The 23,285-nt window shown below is 71.5% G+C and carries 22 protein-coding genes; 7 read left to right on the top strand and 15 right to left on the bottom strand.

The annotated features are described in order from the left end of the window. Positions 1-6: 6 nt before the first annotated feature. The 11 genes from rpoZ to pyrR form a co-directional block, all read right to left on the bottom strand. Positions 7-276, bottom strand: a complete 270-nt coding sequence (gene rpoZ, locus ACZ6YG_RS05450) for a DNA-directed RNA polymerase subunit omega (RefSeq protein WP_049577463.1) — start codon at positions 274-276, stop codon at positions 7-9. Positions 277-282: 6 nt separating this feature from the next. Continuing rightward, entirely contained in the window at positions 283-924 is a 642-nt protein-coding gene (gene gmk / locus ACZ6YG_RS05445) for a guanylate kinase (RefSeq protein ID WP_148034746.1), read from the bottom strand. A gap of 69 nt (positions 925-993) precedes the next feature. After that, on the bottom strand, positions 994-1,317 hold the full coding sequence (mihF, locus tag ACZ6YG_RS05440; protein WP_148032721.1) for an integration host factor, actinobacterial type: 324 nt from the start codon (positions 1,315-1,317) through the stop codon (positions 994-996). A gap of 1,650 nt (positions 1,318-2,967) precedes the next feature. Next, positions 2,968-3,666: an orotidine-5'-phosphate decarboxylase gene (gene pyrF, locus ACZ6YG_RS05435; protein ID WP_148032722.1), complete on the bottom strand. Its 699-nt coding sequence runs from the start codon at positions 3,664-3,666 to the stop codon at positions 2,968-2,970. Further along, entirely contained in the window at positions 3,663-4,646 is a 984-nt protein-coding gene (locus tag ACZ6YG_RS05430) for a dihydroorotate dehydrogenase (RefSeq protein ID WP_466017296.1), read from the bottom strand. Before ACZ6YG_RS05430 ends, pyrF begins: the two co-directional genes overlap by 4 nt. Positions 4,647-4,652: 6 nt before the next feature. Next, a complete protein-coding gene (locus tag ACZ6YG_RS05425) occupies positions 4,653-5,519 on the bottom strand; it encodes a dihydroorotate dehydrogenase electron transfer subunit (protein ID WP_148032724.1) in 867 nt (288 codons plus the stop codon). A 22-nt stretch (positions 5,520-5,541) separates the two neighbouring features. Further along, positions 5,542-8,829, bottom strand: a complete 3,288-nt coding sequence (gene carB / locus ACZ6YG_RS05420; protein WP_466017295.1) for a carbamoyl-phosphate synthase large subunit — start codon at positions 8,827-8,829, stop codon at positions 5,542-5,544. Beyond that, positions 8,816-9,922: a glutamine-hydrolyzing carbamoyl-phosphate synthase small subunit gene (gene carA / locus ACZ6YG_RS05415; protein WP_219543386.1), complete on the bottom strand. Its 1,107-nt coding sequence runs from the start codon at positions 9,920-9,922 to the stop codon at positions 8,816-8,818. The genes carB and carA overlap by 14 nt, the downstream gene beginning before the upstream one ends. After that, positions 9,919-11,208: a dihydroorotase gene (locus ACZ6YG_RS05410; RefSeq protein WP_148032727.1), complete on the bottom strand. Its 1,290-nt coding sequence runs from the start codon at positions 11,206-11,208 to the stop codon at positions 9,919-9,921. Before ACZ6YG_RS05410 ends, carA begins: the two co-directional genes overlap by 4 nt. Next, on the bottom strand, positions 11,205-12,122 hold the full coding sequence (locus tag ACZ6YG_RS05405) for an aspartate carbamoyltransferase catalytic subunit (protein ID WP_148032728.1): 918 nt from the start codon (positions 12,120-12,122) through the stop codon (positions 11,205-11,207). The genes ACZ6YG_RS05410 and ACZ6YG_RS05405 overlap by 4 nt, the downstream gene beginning before the upstream one ends. Next, positions 12,119-12,664: a bifunctional pyr operon transcriptional regulator/uracil phosphoribosyltransferase PyrR gene (pyrR, locus tag ACZ6YG_RS05400; RefSeq protein WP_148032729.1), complete on the bottom strand. Its 546-nt coding sequence runs from the start codon at positions 12,662-12,664 to the stop codon at positions 12,119-12,121. Before pyrR ends, ACZ6YG_RS05405 begins: the two co-directional genes overlap by 4 nt. A 149-nt stretch (positions 12,665-12,813) precedes the next feature. Between pyrR and ACZ6YG_RS05395 the strand changes: the two genes are divergently transcribed. From ACZ6YG_RS05395 to bldD, 5 genes are all read left to right on the top strand, one after another. Continuing rightward, positions 12,814-14,052, top strand: coding sequence for an arginine deiminase (locus ACZ6YG_RS05395; protein ID WP_148032730.1), 1,239 nt, complete (start codon positions 12,814-12,816; stop codon positions 14,050-14,052). 3 nt (positions 14,053-14,055) lie between these two features. Continuing rightward, positions 14,056-14,991 (top strand): carbamate kinase, encoded by a 936-nt coding sequence (gene arcC / locus ACZ6YG_RS05390; protein WP_466017294.1) that lies wholly within the window; start codon positions 14,056-14,058, stop codon positions 14,989-14,991. Positions 14,992-15,000: 9 nt separating this feature from the next. Further along, on the top strand, positions 15,001-16,422 hold the full coding sequence (locus tag ACZ6YG_RS05385) for an amino acid permease (protein WP_148032732.1): 1,422 nt from the start codon (positions 15,001-15,003) through the stop codon (positions 16,420-16,422). Next, entirely contained in the window at positions 16,423-17,289 is an 867-nt protein-coding gene (locus ACZ6YG_RS05380) for a universal stress protein (protein WP_466017293.1), read from the top strand. A 325-nt stretch (positions 17,290-17,614) separates the two neighbouring features. After that, on the top strand, positions 17,615-18,109 hold the full coding sequence (gene bldD / locus ACZ6YG_RS05375) for a transcriptional regulator BldD (protein ID WP_148032734.1): 495 nt from the start codon (positions 17,615-17,617) through the stop codon (positions 18,107-18,109). A gap of 283 nt (positions 18,110-18,392) precedes the next feature. Here the strand turns inward: bldD and ACZ6YG_RS05370 are convergent, their stop codons facing one another. Both ACZ6YG_RS05370 and ACZ6YG_RS05365 read right to left on the bottom strand, forming a co-directional pair. Continuing rightward, on the bottom strand, positions 18,393-18,698 hold the full coding sequence (locus tag ACZ6YG_RS05370; RefSeq protein WP_466017292.1) for a hypothetical protein: 306 nt from the start codon (positions 18,696-18,698) through the stop codon (positions 18,393-18,395). Between the two features lie 709 nt (positions 18,699-19,407). Beyond that, positions 19,408-19,854 carry an SAV_6107 family HEPN domain-containing protein gene (locus tag ACZ6YG_RS05365; RefSeq protein WP_466017291.1) on the bottom strand — a complete coding sequence of 149 codons (447 nt, stop codon included), beginning with the start codon at positions 19,852-19,854 and terminating at the stop codon, positions 19,408-19,410. Between the two features lie 739 nt (positions 19,855-20,593). Between ACZ6YG_RS05365 and ACZ6YG_RS05360 the strand changes: the two genes are divergently transcribed. Then, on the top strand, positions 20,594-20,977 hold the full coding sequence (locus ACZ6YG_RS05360) for an SdpI family protein (protein ID WP_466017290.1): 384 nt from the start codon (positions 20,594-20,596) through the stop codon (positions 20,975-20,977). Positions 20,978-21,135: 158 nt separating this feature from the next. Further along, positions 21,136-21,861, top strand: coding sequence for a class I SAM-dependent methyltransferase (locus ACZ6YG_RS05355; RefSeq protein WP_466017289.1), 726 nt, complete (start codon positions 21,136-21,138; stop codon positions 21,859-21,861). Here ACZ6YG_RS05355 and ACZ6YG_RS05350 read toward each other — a convergent pair. Continuing rightward, on the bottom strand, positions 21,848-22,039 hold the full coding sequence (locus ACZ6YG_RS05350) for a ferredoxin (RefSeq protein WP_148032739.1): 192 nt from the start codon (positions 22,037-22,039) through the stop codon (positions 21,848-21,850). The genes ACZ6YG_RS05355 and ACZ6YG_RS05350 overlap by 14 nt on opposite strands. Positions 22,040-22,049: 10 nt before the next feature. Then, entirely contained in the window at positions 22,050-23,249 is a 1,200-nt protein-coding gene (locus ACZ6YG_RS05345) for a cytochrome P450 (RefSeq protein WP_466017288.1), read from the bottom strand. Positions 23,250-23,285: the final 36 nt, after the last annotated feature.

The following is a 23,285-nucleotide window of genomic DNA, read 5'->3' as shown; positions in this document are numbered from 1 at the left end:
AAAGGGTCAGGCCGCGCCTTCGATGGGCTCGGCGTTGAGCAGGCCTTCGGAGACCTCGCGCAGCGCGATCGACAGCGGCTTCTCCTGCGCGTGGGTCTCGACCAGCGGACCGACGTATTCGAGGAGGCCCTCGCCGAGCTGCGAGTAGTAGGCGTTGATCTGGCGGGCGCGCTTGGCACCCATGATCACCAGGGAGTACTTGCTGTCGACGATGTCGAGCAGCGCGTCGATCGGCGGGTTGGTGATGCCCTCAGCGACCGGGGCAATTCCTGCCACGATTGATCAGACCTCTCGGTTGGTGGTTGCGGTGACCCCCTGAGGGTCAGTCATCAAGGCTATCAGCCGGTGGCACACGAGTTTGACGTCCGTGTTAACCAGTGAGAGGTCGAACTCCTTCTCGGCCGCCATCTCGATCCGCCCGGCGTCCAGGCGGCGGGCGATCACGTCCTCGGGCTCGGTGCCGCGGCCGCGCAGCCGCTTCTCCAGCTCGGCCCAGCTGGGCGGGGCCAGGAAGATCAGCAGCGCCTCCGGCATGCTGCGCCGCACCTGCCGGGCGCCTTCGAGGTCGATCTCCAGCAGGGTCGGCACGCCGGCGGCCAGCTTGTCGAGCACGGGCCGGCGCGGCGTGCCGTAGCGGTTGCCCGCGAACTCCGCCCACTCGAGCAGCTCGCCCCGCTCCACGAGCCGGTCGAACTCCTCGCCGTCGACGAAGAAGTAGTGGACCCCGTCCACCTCGCCCGGACGGGGTCGCCTGGTGGTCACCGAGACCGACAGCCACACCTCGGGGTGCGCCCGCCGGAGCTCGGCTACGACCGTTGACTTGCCCACGCCCGACGGCCCCGACAGGACCGTCAGCCGCCTCTCGCTCGAGGGGAGGAAGTCTCCGACTCCACTTCCGGCTCCGGCCGCCTCGTGGGCCGTCACACCGCCGGACCAGGACCTGTCGGCCACTTCCTACCCCCCGTCGAACCAGCGCTTCTTGTGGAATCGAGATTAGCTCTCGTTGCCACCGAACTCGCGCTCGAGGGAGGCCCTCTGGTTCGCGCCGAGGCCCCGCACGCGGCGGGACTCGGCGATGGCAAGCTTCTCCATCAGCTGCTTGGCGCGGACCTTGCCCACGCCGGGAAGCGATTCCAACAATGCCGACACCTTCATCTTGCCGATGACGTCGTCGGTCTGCCCATCCTTGAGCACCTCGGCCAGAGAAACCGCGCCATGCTTGAGCCGGTTCTTGACCTCGGCACGCTCTTTACGGGCCTTTGCAGCCTTCTCCAGGGCTGCGGCGCGCTGCTCGGGGGTCAGGGGAGGAAGAGCCACGCCGGGTCACCTCGAATTTCTGTCGATGTACTCGGACGGGAAGGGAAACTAGCTGGTCATCGCCCCCTTAGCAACGCCAAGAGCGGTTTCTCTCGCTACAAAATCCACTTCATCACTTTGGGTGACCGTAAAATCACACAGTGCTGATCAAATCGCCTCCACTTCCCTGTTCTCGACCGCGCCCCCGGAGGTCGCGAGGGGCGCTACGATGATCACGTACGGACCCGCCGACCATGTCCGAAAGCAGGGCTGACCTGTGTCCGAAACCTGGACCGTGCCATGCCCGGCGGGGTCCGGCGACGGTCCGGCACGGCGTTGACGATCTCGGCTGCCGAGGCTGTCGCGCCGCGCCCTTTCACGCCCCTCCCCCGCCGTCCGGAGCTCCCTTGTGGAATCGCGTGTCAAGACCGCCCGCAGCGCGCCACCGCACGCCTCCGGTACGCCGCATCACCCCGTCCCCCTACGAGAAATTCCGGCGCCCCGCCTTCTACGCGAGCCCGCGCGTGCCTTCAGACAAGACGCTCCCGCACCCCAACAGAATCGCCCGCCCATGTGGGAAGCCACAGGGCATCAGGTCCTACGGCCCTTCGACGCGCGGGCCCTCAAACAAGAGACCTCCCAGTCACCCGGAGATCGGGGGGCCACCTGCTCACGCGGCCTTAAGCACTCACCACCGATGGTGTCCGCCCCACGGTGAAGGGCGGCGGCGGTGCTCATACGGGCGCTACCGGCCGCCGTACGCCCGTCAGCATCAGGCGCGGCTTGCGCAGCGGAGAGAGGCGGCCCTCATTCCGTGAAGAACGCCGCAAGGGCGCCCGGCTTCAGACCCGTACGGGCAGCACCGGCCGACAGCCGCCCACCGGCCGTCAGGCGTGGCTGGTGCAGCAAAGGGAGGCGACCTCCGGGCGCCCCGCCATCAACGCGAACCTCCGCGAGCCTTCAGACAAGACACCTCCCGCACCCCCCACAGAATCGCCCGCCATGCGGGAGCACCCGGTCTTCCGAAGCGCGGGCCTCAGACCAGTCACCCAGCTCGCAAACCCGCATGGGGGGACCGCGGGGCCGCCCGCTCACACAGCCTTAGGCGCTCAACGCCGGTGGTGTCCGCCCTTCGGTGAAGGACACGGCGGCCAAGCCCGTACGGGGCGCCACCGGCCGCCGTACGCCCCTCAGCATCAGGCCTGGCTGGCACGGCGGAAAGAGGCAGCCCCCTCCTTCCGTGACGGATACGGCACAGGGCCGCCCAACGGCAGTCAGGCGCGGCGGAGAGGCCGCCCGCCATCCCGTGAAGGACGCGGCAGGGCCGCCCGACTGACCCGAGCCGTCGGCGGTGGCCCTGCGCGAGCGGCGGCTGGTCTGGCTGGCTGACCAGGAGGAGCTGGCCCGTGACTACCCGGTGCGGCGCTGTCCCTGCCGTACGACTTCTCGATGGCCGCCGCTCCCATCTGCGCCGGCGACACCGTCTGGGGGTCGCTGCTGCTGGCCTGGCCGCCGGGCCAGACCGAACGGGCCCGTACGAGCAACACCGGCCGATAGCCGCCCACCGGCCGTCAGGCGTGGCTGGCGCAGCGGAGAGAGGCGGCCCCTCCTTCCGTGACGGACACGGCACAGGGCCGCCCGCCTGACGGCCCGTACGAGCGGCGCCGGCTGTCAGGCGTGGCTGGTGCGGCGGAGGGAGGCGGCGATGGCGGCGGCCGCGGCGCCGGGGTCCGGGGAGCCGGTGATGGGCCGTCCGATCACCAGGAGGTCGGCACCGTCGGCGAGGGCGCGTTCGGGGGTGGCGACCCGGGCCTGGTCCTGGGTGGCCGCGCCGGCCGGCCGGACGCCTGGGGTGATGAGCGTGATGTCGTCGCCCACCTCGGCGCGGACCGCGCGCAGCTCGTGCGGTGAGCAGACCAGCGCGGTGGCGCCCGCCGCCACGGACAGGGCGGCCAGGCGGCGGACCGCGTCGGACGCCGGCCCGGCGAGGCCGATGCGTTCCAGGTCTTCCTCGGCGAGCGAGGTGAGCACGGTGACGGCGGCGATCTGGGTGTGCGGGGCCGCCTCCACCGCCGCGCGGATCATGGCGGGGCCGCCGGCGGCGTGCACGGTCAGGATGGAGGGCCGCAGCCGGGCGACGGCCCCGGCGGCCCCCGCGACGGTGTTGGGGATGTCGTGCAGCTTGAGGTCGAGGAAGACCCTGACCCCACTGGCCCCGCGCACGGAGGCGATCACGTCGGGCCCGTAGCGCAGGTAGAGCTCCAGGCCCACCTTCACCGTGGTGACGTGCGGGGTCACCAGCCCGGCCCACCGGGCGGCGGTCTCCAGGTCGGGGGCGTCGAGGGCGACGGCGATGGGTGCGGGAGTCAAGAGGTGCTCTCCTCGGTGTCGACGAGCAGGTGCCGGGCGGCGCCGCCCGGCGGGCGGTGGGCCAGGCCGACCGCGTCGGCCAGCCGCTGGAAGCCGCGCGCCTGCAGCAGGTCTTCGAGCTCGCGCTCGATGCGCAGGCAAGCGTACGGGTCGTTGAACAGCGCCGTGCCCACCCCGACCGCGCAGGCGCCGGCCAGGACGAGCTGGAAGGCGTCCCTGCCCGTCATGACGCCGCCGACGCCGATGAGCGGGACGCCGGGCAGCGCGGCGTGCACCTGCCAGACGCAGCGCACGGCGAGCGGCAGGATGGCGGGGCCGGACAGCCCGCCGGTGACGGCGGCCAGCGACGGCCGCAGCGTCTCGGTGTCGATGGCCATCCCGAGCGGGTTGTTGATCATGCAGAGGGCGTCGGCGCCGGCGTCGACGCAGGAGCGGGCGACGGCCACGATGTCGGCCACGTCGGGGGCCAGCTTGGCGACGACCGGGACGTCGTAGCGCATGATCGACCGGACGGAGGCGATCACCTCGGCGGCGGTGCCGCCCTCGCGGGCGAAGACGCGGCCGCGGTCTTCCATGTTGGGGCACGACAGGTTGACCTCGAGCGCGGTCACGCCGGGCGCGTCGGCCAGCCTGCGGGCCAGCTCGGAGTATTCGGCGACGGAGCCGCCGCCGACCGACACGATGGTCCTGATGCCGCGCTGGGCCAGCCAGGGCAGCTCGCGTTCGAGGAAGACGTCGATGCCCGGCCCCTGCAGGCCGACGGCGTTGAGCATGCCGGAGGGCGTCTCGGCCATCCGGGGCGTGGGCCGCCCGGCGCGCGGCGCCATGGTGACCGAGCGCGTGGTGAGCGCGCCCAGCCGGTGCAGGTCGAAGAACTGGGCCAGTTCACGGCCCGCTGAGGCGCAGCCCGCCGCCGTGGTGACCGGGTTGGCCAGCTCCACGTGGGCGAGGAAGGTGCGCATGTCGACGGCCACGGCCATCACCCGCTATCCGGCATGGCGGGCACCGCCTCCGGGGGCGCCGAGCGCGTCGAACGGGATCGTCCCGACGTCCTCGAAGCGCACCCGCTCACCGCGGAACACCGGGCCCTCGGCGCAGGCCCGGACCATCCGGGTGGCGCCGTCGTCACCGATGACCGGCAGCACGCACGTCATGCAGACGCCGATGCCGCACGCCATGGACTCCTCGACCGCCACCTGGACGGGGATGTCGAACTCCATCGCGACGGCCGTGACGGCGCGCAGCGACTCCATCGGCCCGCACGCGTAGACGGCGTCGGCCCGCGTGTCGGCGATCACCGACGGGAGCGCGTCGGTGACCCTGCCGCGCAGCCCGAGCGAGCCGTCCTCGGTGGTCAGCGTGGTGGTCTCGGCCATGCGCCGGGCCCGCATGGCCCCGAACACCCGGTCGGCGCTGGCCGCGCCGAGCACGAAGTCGACCCGGCAGCCTCGCTCCAGCAGCATGTCGGCCAGCGGGAACAGCACGGCCGAGCCGTACTCGGCGCCGACCAGCACGCAGTGGACCGGGTCGCGGGGCAGCGGGAACGGCCGTCCGAGCGGCCCGACCAGGTCGAGCGTGTCGCGGGCGCGGCGCTCGGCCAGCCACGCGGTGCCCGGGCCGCGCACGGTGAAGACCAGCTCGACCGTGCCGCCGTAGTCGGCCTTGACGTCGTGGACGGTCAGGGCGCGCCGCGTCACCATGGACGAGTGCGCGCCCCCGACCGCGACGGAGACGAAGTGGCCGGGGCGGTGACGCTCGGCGATGCCGGGCGCCACCACGGTCAGCGCATGGTAGGCGTCGACCCGGCGCGTCGTCAGCACCGTGCCCGTCACCTGCACCGGAGTGCCGGCCAGTCTGCTTCACCTCCCGGGGGTGTCAGCCCCGTAGTGCCTTCGCGTGCTCCTGGAGGGACCGTACGCCGACGTCGCCCCGCACGATGGCCTGGATGCCGGCCGCGGCGGCGGCGAGCCCCGCCACCGTGGTGATGCACGGGATGCCGCGCAGCACGGCGGCCGTGCGGATCTCGTAGCCGTCGAGCCGCGATCCGGCCTGGCCGGGACTGTCGAACGGGGTGTTGACGATCAGGTCGATCTCCCCGTCGAGGATGGCCTGCACGCTGGTGGGTTCACCTCCTGGACCGGTCCCCTCGCCGTGCTTGCGCACGATCTTGGCATGGACGCCGTTGCGGCGCAGCACCTCGGCGGTGCCCTCGGTGGCGAGGATCTCGAAACCGAGGTCGGCCAGCGCCCTCACAGGGAAGATCATGGCACGCTTGTCCCTGTTGGCCACGGATACGAACGCGCGTCCCTTCGTCGGGAGTTCGCCGTAGGCGGCCGCCTGGGACTTGGCGAAGGCCACGCCGAAGAACGCGTCGATGCCCATGACCTCGCCGGTGGAGCGCATCTCGGGCCCGAGCACGATGTCGACGCCGTGGAACCGGTTGAACGGCAGCACCGCCTCCTTGACCGCGATGGACGCGTCCAGGGGGAGCGTGCCGCCGTCGCCCCCGGCCGGGAGCATGCCCTCGGCGCGCAGCTCGCGCAGCGTGGCGCCGAGCATGATCCGGGCCGCCGCCTTGGCCAGCGGCACCGCGGTCGCCTTCGACACGAACGGGACGGTGCGGCTGGCGCGCGGGTTGGCCTCCAGCACGTACAGCACCCCGGCCGAGATCGCGTACTGGACGTTGAGCAGGCCCCGTACGCCGACGCCGCGGGCGATGGACTCGGTGGCGGTGCGGATGCGCTTGATGTCGGCGCTGCCCAGCGTGATGGGCGGCAGCGCGCACGCCGAGTCGCCGGAGTGGATGCCGGCCTCCTCGATGTGCTCCATCACGCCGCCGAGGTAGAGCTCCTCGCCGTCGTAGAGAGCGTCGACGTCGATCTCGACGGCCTCGTCCAGGAACTTGTCGACGAGCACCGGGTGGCCGCCCTCCTGGGCGGCCATGTAGCGGGTGAGCGTCTCGTCGTCGTACACGATGGCCATGCCGGCGCCGCCGAGCACGTACGAGGGACGCACGAGCACCGGGTAGCCGATGTCGGCGGCGACCTCGACGGCCCCGGCGACGGTGGTGGCGACGCCGTGCCTGGGCGCGGGCAGCCCGGCCTCGGCCAGCACCCGCCCGAACGCGCCGCGTTCCTCGGCCAGGTGGATGGACTCGGGCGAGGTGCCGACGACGGGCACGCCGGCGTCCTTGAGCGCCTGGGCCAGGCCGAGCGGCGTCTGCCCGCCGAGCTGCACGATGACGCCGGCGACGGGGCCGGTCTGCTGCTCGGCGTGCACCACCTCCAGGACGTCCTCCAGGGTGAGCGGCTCGAAGTAGAGCCGGTCGGAGGTGTCGTAGTCGGTGGAGACGGTCTCCGGGTTGCAGTTGACCATGACGGTCTCGAACCCGGCCCTGGACAGCTCGAAGGAGGCGTGCACGCACGCGTAGTCGAACTCGATGCCCTGGCCGATGCGGTTGGGCCCGGAGCCGAGGATGATCACCTTCTGCCGGGTGCCGGTCGGGACCTCGCTCTCCTCGTCGTAGGTGGAGTAGAGGTAGGGCGTCTTGGCGGCGAACTCGGCGGCGCAGGTGTCGACGGTGTTGTAGACGGGCCGCAGGCCGAGCGCGTGGCGCAGGTCGCGGACGCGGGCCTCGTCGATGCCCCGGATCTCGGCGATCTGGGCGTCGCTGAAGCCGTGGCTCTTGGCCGTGGCCAGCACGTCGGCGGTCAGCTCGGGCGCGCCGGCGACGGCGCTGGCCTGCTCGTCGAGCTGGTAGAGCTGGTCGAGGAACCACGGGTCGATGCCGGTGGACTCGTAGAGCTCCTCCGCCGTGGCGCCGGCCCTGATGGCCTGCTGCACGGTGCGCAGCCGGCCGTCGTGCGGAGTGCCGGCGGCGGCCAGCAGCTCGTCCTTGGCACCGGGGTCGCCGGTCCAGGAGAAGGAGGAGTCCTTCTTCTCCAGCGAGCGCAGCGCCTTCTGCAGCGCCTCGGTGAAGGAGCGGCCGATGGCCATGGCCTCGCCCACGGACTTCATGTGGGTGGTGAGGGTGCGGTCGGCGCCGCTGAACTTCTCGAACGCGAACCGGGGGACCTTGACCACGATGTAGTCGAGGGTGGGCTCGAAGGAGGCCGGGGTCTCCTTGGTGATGTCGTTGGGGATCTCGTCGAGCGTGTAGCCGATGGCCAGCTTGGCGGCGATCTTCGCGATCGGGAAGCCGGTCGCCTTGGAGGCCAGCGCCGAGGAGCGCGACACGCGCGGGTTCATCTCGATGACGATCATCCGGCCGGTGCGCGGGTCGACCGCGAACTGGATGTTGCAGCCGCCGGTGTCGACGCCGACCTCGCGGATGACCGCGATGGCCACGTCGCGCATGTTCTGGTATTCGCGGTCGGTGAGGGTGAGCGCGGGCGCGACGGTGACGCTGTCTCCGGTGTGGACGCCCATCGGGTCGATGTTCTCGATGGAGCACACGATGACCACGTTGTCGTTCTTGTCGCGCATCACCTCCAGTTCGTACTCCTTCCAGCCGAGGATGGACTCCTCCAGGAGCACCTCGGTGGTCGGGGAGGCGTCGAGCCCGGCCCCGGCGATGCGCCGCAGGCCGGCCTCGTCGTAGGCGAACCCGGACCCGGCGCCGCCCATGGTGAACGACGGCCGCACGACCAGCGGGTAGCCCAGCTCTCCGGCCCCGGCCAGCACCTCGTCCATGGTGTGGCAGATGACCGAGCGGGCCGACTCGGCGTTCAGGCCGCGCTCGGCGGCGACCTTGGCGACGATCTCCTTGAACCGCTCGCGGTTCTCGCCCGCCTGGATGGCGTCGAAGTCGGCGCCGATCAGCTCGACCCCGTAGCGCTCCAGGACGCCCGCCTCGTGCAGCGCGACCGCGGTGTTGAGCGCGGTCTGGCCGCCGAGGGTGGGCAGCAGCGCGTCGGGCCGCTCCTTGGCGATGATCTTCTCGACGAACTCGGGGGTGATCGGCTCGACGTAGGTGGCGTCGGCGAACTCGGGGTCGGTCATGATCGTGGCCGGGTTGCTGTTGACCAGGATCACCCGGAAGCCCTCGGCCCGCAGCACGCGGCAGGCCTGGGTGCCCGAGTAGTCGAACTCGCACGCCTGCCCGATCACGATCGGCCCGGAGCCGATCACCAGCACGGACCTGATGTCGTCACGCTTGGGCACGGTTCATGACCTCGCAGAACTCGTCGAACAGGTAAGCGGCGTCGTGGGGCCCGGCTGCGGCCTCGGGGTGGTACTGGACGCTGAAGGCGCGCCCGTCGAGCAGGCGCAGTCCTTCCACGCAACGGTCGTTGAGGTTGACGTGGCTGACCTCGGCGAGCCCGTACGGGGTCTCGAACGGCCCGCCGAGCGGCGCCTCGACGGCGAACCCGTGGTTGTGGGAGGAGATCTCCACCTTGCCGGTGCGGACGTCCTGGACCGGCTGGTTGACGCCGCGGTGGCCGTAGCGCAGCTTGTAGGTGGACAGGCCGAGCGCCCGGCCGAAGAGCTGGTTGCCGAAGCAGATGCCGAAGAACGGGACCTTCGCCTCCAGCACCTTCCGCAGCGCGCTCACGTCGGCGGTCGCCGGGTCGCCCGGGCCGTTGGAGAAGAACACGCCGTCGGGGCCGACGGCCATCATGTCGTCGAAGGTGGCGGTGGCGGGCAGCACGTGCACCTCGCAGCCGCGCTCGGCCATCCGCTGCGGGGTCATGGCCTTCATGCCGAGGTCGATCGCGGCCACGGTGTAGAGCTTCGGCCCGATCGCGGGCACGACGTACGGCTCGGTGGTGGCGACCTCGCCTGTCAGGTCGGCGCCCACCATCGAAGGCGCCGTGCGCACCCGCTCGACCAGCTCCTCGACCGGCCTCGCCGGGCGGGAGAAGATGCCGGCCCGCATGGCGCCGCGCTCGCGCAGGTGGCGGGTGAGCGCGCGGGTGCCGGGGATGGCGATGCCGACGACGCCCTGGTCCTTCAGGTAGTCGCCGAGCGAACGGGTGGCCCGCCAGTTGGACACCACCCGCGACGGCTCGCGCACGACGTAACCCGCGACCCAGACGCGGCCGGACTCCGGGTCCTCGTCGTTGACGCCGGTGTTGCCGATGTGCGGGGCGGTCATGGCGACGATCTGGCGGTGGTAGGACGGGTCGGTGAGCGTCTCCTGGTAGCCGGTCATGCCGGTGTTGAAGACCATCTCGCCGAACGTCTCGCCTTCGGCGCCGTAGGAGGTTCCGTGGAAGACGCGACCGTCCTCCAGTACGAGCACGGCTCTGGTCACACCAGCTTCCCTTCGAGGACGGTGGGCTTGCCGCGCAGGAACGTCGCCACCACCCGCCCGGGCAGGGTCAGCCCGGTGTAGGGGGTGTTGCGGCTCCTGGAGGCGAAGGAGGACGGGTCCACCGGGCTGCGGTGGGAGGGGTCGTAGAGGGTGAGGTTGGCGGGGGCGCCGGCCTCGATCGGGTGGCCGTGGCCGGTCAGCCGGCCGATGCGGGCGGGAGCGTACGACATGCGCTCGGCGACGCCGGGCCAGTCGAGCAGGCCGGTGTCGACCATGGTCTCCTGCACCACGCTGAGCGCGGTCTCCAGGCCGATCATGCCCATGGCCGCGGCCGACCACTCGCTCTCCTTGTCCTCCACCGGGTGGGGGGCGTGGTCGGTGGCGACGACGTCGATCGTGCCGTCGGCGAGGGCCTCGCGCAGCGCCTCGACGTCGGCGCGGGTGCGCAGCGGCGGGTTGACCTTGTAGATGGGGTTGTAGGCGCCGACCGGCGAGTCCTCGACCAGCTCGTCGGTGAGCAGGAGGTGGTGGGGGGTCACCTCGGCGGTGACGTCCCAGCCCTTGGACTTGGCCCAGCGCAGGATCTCGACCGACCCGGCGGTGGAGACGTGGCAGACGTGCAGGCGGGAGCCGACGTGCGCGGCCAGCAGGCAGTCGCGGGCGATGATCGCCTCCTCGGCGACGGCGGGCCAGCCGGTGAGGCCGAGTCGGCCGGAGACGACGCCCTCGTTCATCTGCGCGCCCTCGGTGAGCCTGGGCTCCTGGGCGTGCTGGGCGACGACTCCGTCGAACGCCTTGACGTACTCCAGGGCGCGGCGCATGAGCACCGCGTCGGAGACGCACTTGCCGTCGTCGGAGAAGACGCGGACGCGGGCCGCGGAGTCGGCCATCGCGCCCAGCTCGGCGAGCTGGCGGCCCTCCAGCCCGAGGGTGACGGCGCCGACGGGCTGCACGTCGCAGTGGCCGTGCTCGTGGCCGAGCCGCCACACCTGCTCGACCACGCCGGCCGTGTCGGCGACCGGGGAGGTGTTGGCCATGGCGTGCACGGCGGTGTAGCCGCCGCGGGCGGCCGAACGGGTGCCGGTCTCGACGGTCTCGGCGTCCTCGCGGCCCGGCTCGCGCAGGTGGGTGTGCAGGTCGACGAGGCCGGGCAGGGCGATCGCGCCGCCGCCGTCGATCTCCTCTCCCCCACCTGTCAGGCCCGCGCCGACCTCGGCGATGACGCCGTCGCCGACGCGGACGTCGACCGGCTCACCGCCCAGGATGCGTACATTACGGATGATCATGCTGTGTCTCCCCCGAGTAGCAGATAGAGCACGGCCATGCGGATGGTCACCCCGTTGGCGACCTGCTCGACGATGGTCGAGCGCGGGGAGTCGGCCACCTCGGCGGCGATCTCCATGCCCCGGTTCATCGGGCCGGGGTGCATCACGATGGCGTCGTCGGGCATCTTGGCGAACCGGTCGCGGTCGAGGCCGTAGCGGCGGGAGTACTCGCGCTCGCTCGGGAAGTAGGAGGCGTTCATCCGCTCCTTCTGCACCCGCAGCATCATGACCGCGTCGGACTTGGGCAGCACGGCGTCGAGGTCGTACGAGACCGCGCACGGCCAGATGTCGACCGCGACGGGCAGCAGGGTGGGCGGCGCCACCAGCGTGACCTCGGCGCCGAGGGTGTGCAGCAGCAGCACGTTGGAGCGGGCGACCCGGCTGTGGAGCACGTCGCCCACGATGGCGATCTTGCGTCCGTCGAGCCCGCCCAGGCGGCGGCGCATCGAGAAGGCGTCGAGCAGCGCCTGGGTGGGGTGCTCGTGGGTGCCGTCGCCGGCGTTGACCACGCTGCCGTGGACCCAGGTGGCCAGCCGGTGCGGGGCGCCGGAGGCGGCGTGACGGATCACGACGGCGTCGGCGCCCATCGCCTCCAGGGTGAGCGCGGTGTCCTTGAGCGACTCTCCTTTGGAGACGCTGGACCCTTTGGCCGAGAAGTTGATCACATCGGCGGACAGCCGCTTCGCCGCCGCCTCGAAGGAGATGCGGGTCCGGGTCGAGTCCTCGAAGAACAGGTTGACGACCGTGCGGCCGCGCAGCGTGGGCAGCTTCTTGATGGAACGTTCCGAGACCCTCGCCAGCTCCTCGGCGGTGTCGAGGATGAGCAGCGCGTCGTCACGGGTGAGGTCGCCGGCGGAGATGAGGTCGCGGTTCACCTGGCGTCCCCCTTCCTGAGGATCACGGCGTCGCGCCCGTCGGTCTCCCGCAGGGACACCTTCACCTTCTCGCTCTTGGCCGTGGGGAGGTTCTTGCCGACGTAGTCGGCGCGGATGGGCAGCTCGCGGTGGCCGCGGTCGACCAGGATGGCGAGCTGGACGGCGGCCGGGCGCCCGAACTCGCTGAGCGCGTCGAGCGCGGCGCGGACGGTGCGGCCGGAGTAGAGGACGTCGTCGACGAGCACCACGATCTTGCCGTCGACGCCGTCGGGCGGGAGGTCGGTGCGGCCGAGCGGCCGGGCGGGGCCCTGGCGCAGGTCGTCGCGGTGCATCGTGATGTCGATCGAGCCGACGGGGATCTTGACCCCTTCGAACTGCTCGATGCGCTCCCCGAGCCGGCGGGCGAGGGTCACGCCGCGGGTGGGGACGCCGATCAGGACGACTTCGTCGGCGCCTTTGGTGCGTTCGAGGATCTCATGGGCGATGCGGGTCAGCGCCCGATGGATGTCCGGGCCCTCGAGAACGGCCCTGGATTCGGACATGCCGGAATCTCACCACCTTTCCCGCCTCACTGGACGGGTCTTAAAGGGTGTTGGTCGCGACACACAGTACCAGGCGCCACCTGCCGGAACGGGACGCCCCACCCCGCCTATCGAGGTGATCCCGGGACGAGCCTGGGGATAGAGACACAATGACCTTCCATGTGGACTCCGAGGTGGGCGCCCTCCGGCAGGTGCTGCTGCACCGGCCCGACCTCGCGCTGAAGCGGCTCACGCCTTCCAACAAGGAAGCGTTCCTGTTCGACGAGGTGCTGTGGGTGCAGCGGGCGGTGGAGGAGCACGAGGAGTTCCAGCGGGTGCTGCGCGAGCGGGGCGTGCGGGTCCATCTGCTGGACGAGCTGATCAGGGAGACGGTCGAGATCCCCGAGGCGCGCCGCCACATCCTCGACAAGACCGTGGACGAGCGCTTCCTCGGCCCGCTGGCGGTCGACGACGTGCGCAACACGCTGGACGCGATGGACGCGGCCACCCTGCAGCTGTTCCTGACCGGCGGCATCACCAAGCGGGACCTGCTCGAACGCGACTGCGACCCCACGTCGGTGGCCTACCACTCGCTCGACGACGACGACTTCGTGCTGCCGCCGCTGCCCAACCACCTGTTCACCCGCGACCCGTCCTGCTGGGTGTACGACGGGGTGTCGGTCAACGCGATGCGCAAGAAGGCCCGGATGCGCGAGACCGTGCACATGGAGGCGGTCTACGCCTTCCACCCGATGTTCGCCTCCGGCTTCGACCGGCCGGGCGGCTTCCGGGTCTGGCTGCCGGGGCAGGCGATCGCGCCGGCCACGATCGAGGGCGGCGACGTGCTGGTGATCGGGCGCGGCGCGGTGCTGGTCGGGATGAGCGAGCGCACCCAGCCGCAGACGGTCGAGATGCTGGCCAGGCGGCTGTTCCGGACGGGCTCGGCGAGCCGGATCGTGGCGCTGCGGATGCCCCGCACCCGCGCGTTCATGCATCTGGACACGGTGATGACGATGGTGGACGTCGGCGTGTTCACCAAGTACGCGGGCCTCGGCATGCTGCCCTCCTACACGATCGAGCCCGGCGACACCGAGAAGGAGCTGAAGGTCACCGACCACCCGCCGCGCGACATGCACCGGGCCATCGCCCGCGCCCTGGACCTCGACGACATCAAGGTGCTCACGGCCACCCAGGACGTCTACGCCGCCGAGCGGGAGCAGTGGGACGACGGCTGCAACGTGCTGGCCGTCGAGCCCGGCGTGGTGATCGCGTACGAGCGCAACACCACCACGAACAACCACCTGCGCCAGAACGGCGTCGAGGTGATCACCATCCGCGGGAGCGAGCTGGGGCGCGGCCGGGGCGGCCCGCGCTGCATGAGCTGCCCCCTCGAACGGGACGGGATCTGAGCCGTGCGGGTCATCGTCGCGCTGGGAGGCAACGCGGTCCTGCGGCGAGGGCGGCGGCCCGACGCCGACACGCAGACCGCCGAGGTGAGCTCCTCGATCAGGACACTGGCCGGGCTCGCGGCCGGGCACGAGCTGATCATCACCCACGGCAACGGACCCCAGGTCGGCATGCTGGCCCTGCAGAGCGCCGCCGACCCCGGCCTGAGCCGGCCCTACCCGTTCGACACGCTGGTCGCGCAGACCCAGGGCATGATCGGCTACTGGATCCTGCAGGCCCTGCAGAACGCGCTGCCCGGCCGGCAGGTCATCGCCATGGTCACGCAGACGCTCGTGTCGGCCGTCGACCCGGCCTTCCGCGACCCCGCCAAGTTCGTCGGGCAGGTGTACGAGCGGGACGAGGCCGAGAAGCTGGCCCGCGAGCACGGCTGGACGGTCAAGCCCGACGGGGAGCACTGGCGGCGGGTGGTGCCCTCCCCCACCCCGCGGCGGGTCGTGGAGACCCGGCTGATCCGCCGGATGGCGCGCGAGGGCGTGGTGGTGGTCTGCGCGGGCGGCGGCGGCGTCCCGGTGATCCGCGACGAGCGCGGCCGGCTCACCGGCGTCGAGGCGGTCGTCGACAAGGACCTGACCGCGTCGCTCCTGGCCGAGGCGCTGGAGTGCGACGCGTTCCTGAGCCTGACCGACGTGCCCCGCGTGATGCGCGACTTCGGCACCCCGCGCGAGTCCGGGATCGCGCACACCACCCCGCACGAGCTGCGCGCGCTGGACCTGCCGGCCGGGTCGATGGGCCCCAAGGTGGAGGCGGCCTGCCGGTTCGTGGAGCACACCGGCGACATGGCCGCCATCGGCCGGCTCGACCAGGCCGAGCGGATCCTGGCCGGCGACGCCGGCACGATCGTGACGCCCAACGCGCGCTGGCCGCGGACCGGCACGCTCTAGGAGGCAGTCATGGCGGTCGTGCGACGGCTCTTCAGGACCAAGCCCACCGAGCGGCTCGTCGCCGAGAGCGGCCGCGGCGAGGGCGGCGAGCTGCGCCGCACGATGGGGCTGTGGCAGCTGACGCTGTTCAGCGTCGGCGCCACCCTCGGCACCGGCATCTTCGTCATCCTGGGCGAGGCCGTGCCCAAGGCGGGCCCGTCGGTGGTCCTGGCGTTCGTGCTGGCCGCGATCACCGCGCTCTTCTCCGCGCTCTCGTACGCGGAGCTCGCCGGGACCATCCCGGTGTCCGGGTCGTCCTACTCCTACGCGTACGCGACGCTGGGCGAGCTGGTCGCCTGGGTGTGCGGGTGGTGCCTGATGCTGGAGTACGCGGTCTCGGTGGCGGCCGTGGCGGTCGGCTGGGGCGAGTATCTCAACGCGTTCCTGCGGAGCCTGGCCGGCTGGACGCTGCCCGACGCGATCACCCGGTCACCCGGCCAGGACGGCGGCGTGGTCAACCTCACCGCCATCCTCATCGTGGTGCTGGCCACCTGGGTGCTGCTGCGCGGGGCCTCCGAGAGCGCGGCGGCGAACGTGGTGTTCGTGCTGATCAAGATAGCGGTGCTGCTGTTCTTCTGCCTGGTGGCGTTCACCGGCTTCAGCGCGGGGAACTTCGCGCCGTTCGCGCCGATGGGCGTGGCCGGCATCACGGCGGCGGCCTCGCAGGTGTTCTTCTCCTACATCGGCTTCGACGCCGCCTCGACGGCCGGTGAGGAGGCCAGGAACCCCAGGCGCGACCTGCCCCTGGCCATCGTGCTGTCGCTGGTCATCGTGACCGTCGTCTACGTGCTGGTGGCCGTGGCCGCGATCGGCGCGATGCCGTGGACCGACTTCGACCCCGAGGGCACCGAGGCCAGCCTGTCGCTCATCGCCGACCTGGCCACCGGCTCCACCTGGGCGGGCCTGATCATCTCCTTCGGAGCGGTCATCGCCATCGCCAGCGTGGTGCTCACGGTCATGTACGGGCAGACGCGCATCCTCTTCGCCATGTCCCGCGACGGGCTCGTCCCGCGCGTGTTCCAGCGGGTGAGCCCCAGGCGGCAGGTGCCGGCGGCCAACACCCTCATCGTCACCGCCTTCGTCTGCGTGCTGGCCGGGCTTCTGCCGCTCGGCCATCTCGTGGAGGCGACCAGCATCGGCACGCTGTTCGCGTTCGCGATCGTGAACGCGGGCGTGCTGGTGCTCCGCTACCGCAGCCCCGGCCTGCCGCGCGGCTTCCGCACGCCGTTCTTCCCCGTCACCCCGGCGCTGGGGGTGGTGTTCTGCTTCCTGGTGATGGGCGGGCTGGCCGGCGTCACCTGGGTCGCGTTCGGGCTGTGGATGCTGGCCGGGCTGCTCTGCTATTTCCTGTACGGCTACCGCCACTCGCGGCTGAACGCCGAGGTGCCCTAGATGAAGATCGAGAATGTGCTGAGCGGGTTCGTCCCCGAGCCTCGTGGCCGCGACGGCCTGGCGGTGGCCGTGCTACTGGCCCGGCAGGCCGGCGCCCGCCTGGAGGTGGCGTTCGTGAAGCCGCCCGCGTGGAGCACGCCGGGGCCCGCCCGGGCGGAGGCGACCGCGTGGGCGGCGTTCCTCCAGGAGCAGGCCGAGGCCACGCTGGCGCAGGCGGCCGAGCTCGCCGGCGACGAAGCGGGCCTGGTCGCCTACACCCACCGGGGCAGCGGGCGCGGCCTGGTGGAGCTGGCCCGCAAGCGCGGCGCGGACGTGGTGGTGATCGGCTCGGCGCCGCGCGGCCGGCGGGGTCGCATCTCGCTGGGCAGCACCGCCGACCAGCTTCTGCACTCCTCTCCGGTGCCCGTGCTGCTGGCCCCGCGCGGGTACGCCGAGGACCCGCCCGCCGAGCTGACCCGGCTGACCCTCGCCTACCGGCGCGGCCGCTGCGCCGACGCGGCGGTCAAGGGGGCGGCCGGGATCGCGGCCGCGCTGGACCTGCCGCTGCGGCTGGTCACCCTGGTCGAGGCGGCTCACCGCCGGCATCCGCTGGGCGAGGAGATGCTGACGGGGATGCGCGACCAGGCCATGGCCGACCTGACCGCCGCCGCCCGCGGGCAGCGGCTGGGCACCCGCGTGGACGTGGAGGTGTTCGAGGGCCGGAGCGTCGCCGCGGCCATGCGGGCGGGCACCTGGGAGCGGGGCGAGCTGATCATCTGCGCCTCCAGCGGCACCGGGCCGCTCAGGCGGGTGTTCCTGGGCGACACCAGCATCAAGATCGTACGGGCGGCGACCTGTCCCGTCATGGTTCTGACACGCCAGGCCTGACTTCTTCGCCCCCGGTGCGGAAACCGCTGTGGTTACTCGGCAAACTATGACGAAGTACAGTTACTACGGGGACAGAAGGGGCTAATGAGGCGTTCCATGCTGGACCGGATTCGGCATCTTTTTTCCAATCAGCTTGACCTTAGGCGTCGACCCCTTTACCGTCACTGTGCGTAACCAGCACCTGCGCGGCGTCCTGGGGTGACCTCAGGGCCATCGCTACCGATTGGTGCCCGACCGGCATCGGACCCCCGGTGGCAACGGCATTCGCCGCAAGGGAGCACAATCTACTGAGAGCTATAGATACGAGGAGCCGGGGGGCCACACGATGCCGTCTGAGTACGCAAAGTCGCTTGGTGCACGACTCCGCGCGATCCGCACCCAGCAGGGCCTGTCCCTGCATGGAGTCGAGGAGAAGTCGCGTGGCAGGTGGAAGGCCGTGGTCGTGGGCTCGTACGAGCGCGGCGACCGTGCGGTCACGGTGCAGAAGCTTGCCGAGCTTGCCGACTTCTACGGGGTGCCCGTCTCCGAGCTGCTGCCCGGCGGTGCCGCGCCGAGCCCGCTCGGGCCGACGCCCAAGCTTGTGATCGACCTGGAGAGGCTGGCCACGCTGCCCAAGGAGAAGGCGGGGGCGCTGGCCCGCTACGCCGCCACGATCCAGAGCCAGCGTGGCGACTACAACGGCAAGGTGCTGTCGATCCGCCAGGAGGATCTGCGCTCCCTGGCCGTGATCTATGACAAGTCGCCGAGTGAGCTCACCGAGGAGCTGATCAGCTGGGGCGTCCTCGACGCCGAGGCCCGCCGGGCGGTCGAGACGTTCTGACCCGGCTCCCACAGCCGCGGCAAGGGGCGCGCCCATCCGGGCGTGCCCCTTGCTTGTTTTCTGACAAAGCCCCGCACAACAGACATTTCGCCGGGCCCAAAAAGCGGTCCGCCGCCATTCCCTCAGCGGGGTTCTCGATAATCCAACAAACCTCGTGTTTAGTCCCCGGCGCCCTTCACTCGCCTGTCAACCTCACGCTCCCGTGCGGGGCGCGGGAAACACGGCCCTCCGGCGGCCACGGCGCGGGCCATCCTCACTGGGGCGCGAGACGGGAGAAGTGCCGCTACTCACGGCAGGAGCCCGCCTGCAGCGACATCTTGGCCGCCTCTCCCCAGACCGGGCTCATCCTCATGGCGCGGTACAGCACCGACCCGAAATAGCGGGTGTTGTACCGATAGCCGGACTCCAACTGCCCCTTCACGGCCCAGCGGACCTTGTTCCTGCCCAGGTCCACGAACCAGTGACCAGCAGTGATCTTGTACGTGCACACGACGGGCTCCGCCGCCGGCGCGGCGCCCGGGAACACCGCTCCGGCCACCAGGACGGCGGCCGCCGCAGCGGTGGCGAACCCGGCTCTGCGCTTTCCCATGCTGTCTCCCTGCTCATGACCGCCGACGCTTCCGGCGGCGCGGCTCCCCTTTCGAAGCCGACACGGTAACCAGGGCCGCCCTCGTCACAGCTTCGCCGCGACATCGGCTCGACGCCGGCGCAGAGCAGAATGAGGCACCACATGCCTCTGACCTCGGGGAGCGCCTGACAGGAGCCGCCCATCTGGGGTGTCTTCATCGGGCTTGCCCGGGCTCAAGCGTCGACCCACGAGCGTCGCGACGCGGGGACGCCTCACGGGCGTCGGCTCACGGGCGTCGGTAGGCGTCAGCTCACGTGCGCGGCTCGCAGGCAGACGGCAGGCGCTACCCCCTCAACACGCGCGCTACGACCGCCCTCGTCCGCCCCTACGGGATGCGCCGGGTCGTCCGGACGGCGGAGGAGGCGGGTTTCGCCGCCATCGGGTGTATCGAGCAGCTCGCGTGCGCAGCGCAGGGCCCCGGGGCGTTCCAGCTCAACGGGCGTCCGCGGGACGCAGACTGCGGGCGTCTGCGGGACGCGGGACTGCGGGCTCGGGACCCACAGCAGGCCGGCTCTGGCTCGGCAAGGCGAGCAACGTGCCGGAAAGAGCGGCGGACATCCCACCGGCGCGGTGACCGCCGGAACGGCCGGCGCCTGGCCCCGTTACGTCTCCTCCTGCGAGGGCGTGGACGGCAGGGAGACCGGGGCGCTCGTAGGGGGTGGGTGGGATGTCAACCCGCCAGGGGCACGTCCACGGGGAGCTGGGGCTGGGAAGGGACGCCCAGGATGTCCTCGACCGTGCAGACGAAGGTCTCGGCCTCCGCCAGGAGCTCGTCGGCGTCCGCGGCGCTGACGCCGCGCACCAGGCCGGCCTCGGCGGCGGCCCGCTTGGCCGCGCTGGCCGCGAAGTAGGCCGCCCACTCGGCGAGCGACGGCTCGGTCTCGGGCAGCAGCTCCCATGCGCTGCGCAGGCGGCGCCTGCGACCCTGGGTGGGCTGCGGGCGGGCGGCCAGGATCGCCGCGGCGGCGCGCAGGGCGGCCAGGTGGGCCGACACGTAGCGCGATGCCGGGGAGCGAGCCGTCGCCGCCTCCGCCAGGCAGGAACGTGAATCCGTCAGGTGAGCCCGAACCGCAGGCGATAGCCGGGGCCCGGGCGTTTCTCTGGGCCGTGGTGCCATGTCGTTCGCCTCCTAGAGTCGTGGCGACTCCCGGCGTGTCCGCCGTTGAGGTCAACGATCGCAGACCCCACCGACATTTCCGCCGGGCCGGCCGGACGAGGAGCTTCCCCTCTCCCCGTCCGGCCAGGACGCGCCCACTCGTCTCCGCCGACGACGAGGACGCGCCCTTCGCCCTCGGAGCCTGACCGCGGGTCCGCGCTGGGGGAGCGCATGGCCCGCGACCAGGTCCTTCCGACGTGAGCCGCGAGCCTCACGTCACATGGTCGAACATAATTTCGATCACGCGCGGTGTCAACTGCTTCCACGAACACAGGTTCGATGACCATGACGGTGTCACCGGCGGGCTGCAACGCCGCTCACCTCACCTGCGAACGCCCCTGAACCCCCGCCCCTCCGGCGAATCCGAGGCTTCCGACCCGACGCCGCTCCTGGCCACGGACGGCATGCCACGGACACTCTCAGGAAAGCTGACGCTCTTATGAGCGTCCCCGTGGAGACGACGTGCTCCAGGGAGTGCCGACACTCACCGAGCGCCTCGGGGAGACGACATGCCACAGGGCGTTCTCAAGGGAACTCCGAGACCTGCACTACGGAGACGGCGAGATGTTCGGGCAGGTGTACGAGGTGGACGGGGTCGTGCTTTCGGAACGGGAGGAGTCGGCTCAGCGCCGTTTCGCGAGCGGAGAGAGGCCGCTCTGGCGGCGTTCCCGAGATCGCGGGTCGTGGTTACGATGGCGGGATGGGGCCCATCCTGATCAACGCCATTCTCACCGCTCCTGCCCTGGCGCTCCTCCTCATCCCCTTCCATGACGAATCCGGTGCCGTCGACAGCCGCAACGGCCTGGCCGGGTTGCGCACTCGGGAGACGCTCGCCTCATGCGAGGCATGGGACGCGGCGCACACCTGGGCCAAGGTCCCGATGCGCATGCTGGCCGCCGCCATGGCGGGGGTGCTGGTGGTGTCAGCCGCCGCCGAGCTGGCGGTCGGGCTGCCGGAGGGTGTCCAGGTGGCCACGATCCTGGCGCAGGCCGGGCTGCTCATAGGCGGCCTGTGCCTGATCGGCTGGCGCGCTCACCGCGTGGCCGCACGCGTGAACCGCGAACTCGCAGGCCGGCCCGCATGAGCGGCCGAGCCGGCACAGCCCCGGCACTCCTCCCACAACGACTCCCCGGCCCCTCAGAACACCGCCTCGGCCAGGCGCAAGGCGGTCGCGGACGACGGAAGACCGTCGAGGCCGGAACGCGGGAGGGCGGTGGGTCGTTCGGGTGGGTGGCGCGGCCCGTGGCGTTGGTCGCCGGGGCGGCCGCCGCCGTCGGGTTCGCGTGGGAGGCGCAACTGCCGCTGGGCGAAGACGTCCTGCACGTGGGCGGCCCGGTCGTCCTGCGGGGCCTGCGGCAGAAGCTGGCGCGGCTGGTGTACGACGGCCGGTACGGGGTGAACACGGCGGATTTCGCCGACCTGAGCGAGTTCGGTCTCGATCACCCGGAACGGGTCTACTACTCCCCCGCCCACTGGGGCACGCTGCGCCGGGCGCTGCCCGTGAGCGACGTGAGCGAGCACGACGTGTTCCTCGATCTCGGCGCGGGCAAGGGCCGGATGGCGCTGGAGGCCGCCAGCCGCTACCCGTTCGGGCGGGTGATCGGGGTGGAGCTGTCGCCCGAGCTGACGGAGATCGCGCGGTCCAACCTGGCCGGCACGCGGCTGCGGCTGCGTGCCGGCGGTGTCGAGTTCGTGCACTCGGACGTGCTGGAGTACGACATCCCGGACGACGTCAGCGTGGTGTTCCTGAACAACCCGTTCCGCGGGCGGATCTTCGCCGCCGCCGTGGACCGGCTGATCGCCTCCGCCGACCGCAGCCCGCGCCCCGTCACCGTCGTCTACTTCAACCCCGTCGAGGAGGCCTGCCTGCTCGGCACGGGCCGTTTCCGCCACGTGCGGACGGTGCGGCGCGGGACGGGCGACGGCGTGTTCGGCACGACCCGCGTCTACGCTCTCAGACAGCCTTGAGCGCGCCCGAAGGGCACAGCGTCACGGCTCGCCGAGCCCCCTCCTCCAGCTCGGCGGGCGGCACGGGCTGCAGGAGCACGACCGTCCCGTCCTCCTCGCTCTGATCGAAAACCTCTGGCACGGTGAGCGCGCACATGCCCGCACCGATGCACACGTTCGTGTCGGCTTCTATCTTCATGAATCCCTGCTTACCAGGTGACGGGCAGCCGGTGCACGCCGTAGATGGCCATGTCCGCCCTGAGCGGCACCTCGTCGGCCGGCACCGCGAGCCGCAGGCCGGGGAAGCGGCGCAGGAGGGCCGCGAACCCGATCCGCATCTCCGCGCGGGCGAGCTGCTGGCCGAGGCACTGGTGGATGCCGTGGCCGAACCCGAGGTGGCCGGTCGCGGGCCGGGTGACGTCGAGCCGGTCGCCGCCGGGGAACCGGGACGGGTCGCGGTTGATCACCGGCAGGTGCAGGGTGACCGACTCGCCTTTCCTGATGAGGTGGCCGTCGATCTCGACGTCTTCCAGGGCGGTCCTGACCGGGCCGACGTGGATGATCGTGAGGTGGCGCATCAGTTCCTCGACGGCGTTGCCGATCAGCGACGGGTCGTCGCGCAGCGCGGCGAGCTGGGCGGGGTCGGCGAGCAGCGCGTAGGTGCCGAGACCGAGCATGTTGGCGGTGGTCTCGTGCCCGGCGACCAGGAGCAGGAACGCGACGCCGGTGAGCTCGTCGTCGCTCAGCTCGCCGCCTTCGATGAGGCCGCTGAGCAGGTCCTCCCCCGGGTGCTCACGCTTGCGCGAGACGAGCCCGTACAGGTAGGTGAAGACGCGGCCGATGGCCGCGAGGGCGTCGGAGGCCCGCGCGTCCAGGCTCACCAGGATCTTGGTGTCCTCCTGGAAGGCCGCCCGCTCCTCGTACGGGACGCCGAGCAGTTCGCAGATGACCAGTGAGGGGATGGGCAGCGCGAAGGCGTCGACGAGGTCGACCGGCCCGCCCGCGGCTTCCATCTCGTCAAGCCGGGCCTCGGTGATCTCCTCGATCCTGGCTTCGAGCTGCTTCATCCTGCGTACGGTGAACTGCCCGGTGAGCAGTTTGCGGTAGCGGGTGTGCTCGGGCGCGTCGGTGCGCAGGAAGAACCCGGGCGGGACCTCGAACTCCTGCGAGCGGATCTCCTCGGCGAGGTCGGCGCGCGACGCGAGGGGCGGGTGCGCCAGCTCGGGCCGGTTGCTGAAGCGCTGGTCGGCCAGCACCGCGCGGGCGGCCGCGTAGCCGGTCACGAGCCAGCCCTCGTGGCCGTCGGCGTACCTCATCCGGTGCACGTCGCCGCGCTCGCGCAGCCTCGCGTACGTCTCGGGCGGGTCGAACGGGCGTTCCCGCCGCGTGGTCAGGGTCAGGTCGGTCATGGCTGCCTCCTTCTCCAGGACGCCACCAAGAAAACC

The sequence above is a fragment of the Nonomuraea sp. NPDC054003 genome (assembly GCF_055585125.1).
Note: the sequence above shows the minus strand (reverse complement) of the source record. Positions and strands in the feature narration are given on the sequence as shown.

Excerpts from the sequence above, each read along its gene's own strand:
- ACZ6YG_RS05430 (WP_466017296.1), bottom strand. The coding sequence starts at position 4,646 with ATGGCCGTGGCCGTCGACATGCGCACCTTCCTCGCCCACGTGGAGCTG.
- ACZ6YG_RS05410 (WP_148032727.1), bottom strand. The coding sequence starts at position 11,208 with ATGATCATCCGTAATGTACGCATCCTGGGCGGTGAGCCGGTCGACGTC.
- pyrR (WP_148032729.1), bottom strand. The coding sequence starts at position 12,664 with ATGTCCGAATCCAGGGCCGTTCTCGAGGGCCCGGACATCCATCGGGCG.
- ACZ6YG_RS05395 (WP_148032730.1), top strand. The coding sequence starts at position 12,814 with ATGACCTTCCATGTGGACTCCGAGGTGGGCGCCCTCCGGCAGGTGCTG.
- ACZ6YG_RS05385 (WP_148032732.1), top strand. The coding sequence starts at position 15,001 with ATGGCGGTCGTGCGACGGCTCTTCAGGACCAAGCCCACCGAGCGGCTC.
- ACZ6YG_RS05380 (WP_466017293.1), top strand. The coding sequence starts at position 16,423 with ATGAAGATCGAGAATGTGCTGAGCGGGTTCGTCCCCGAGCCTCGTGGC.
- bldD (WP_148032734.1), top strand. The coding sequence starts at position 17,615 with ATGCCGTCTGAGTACGCAAAGTCGCTTGGTGCACGACTCCGCGCGATC.
- ACZ6YG_RS05370 (WP_466017292.1), bottom strand. The coding sequence starts at position 18,698 with ATGGGAAAGCGCAGAGCCGGGTTCGCCACCGCTGCGGCGGCCGCCGTC.
- ACZ6YG_RS05365 (WP_466017291.1), bottom strand. The coding sequence starts at position 19,854 with ATGGCACCACGGCCCAGAGAAACGCCCGGGCCCCGGCTATCGCCTGCG.
- ACZ6YG_RS05360 (WP_466017290.1), top strand. The coding sequence starts at position 20,594 with ATGGGGCCCATCCTGATCAACGCCATTCTCACCGCTCCTGCCCTGGCG.
- ACZ6YG_RS05350 (WP_148032739.1), bottom strand. The coding sequence starts at position 22,039 with ATGAAGATAGAAGCCGACACGAACGTGTGCATCGGTGCGGGCATGTGC.
- ACZ6YG_RS05345 (WP_466017288.1), bottom strand. The coding sequence starts at position 23,249 with ATGACCGACCTGACCCTGACCACGCGGCGGGAACGCCCGTTCGACCCG.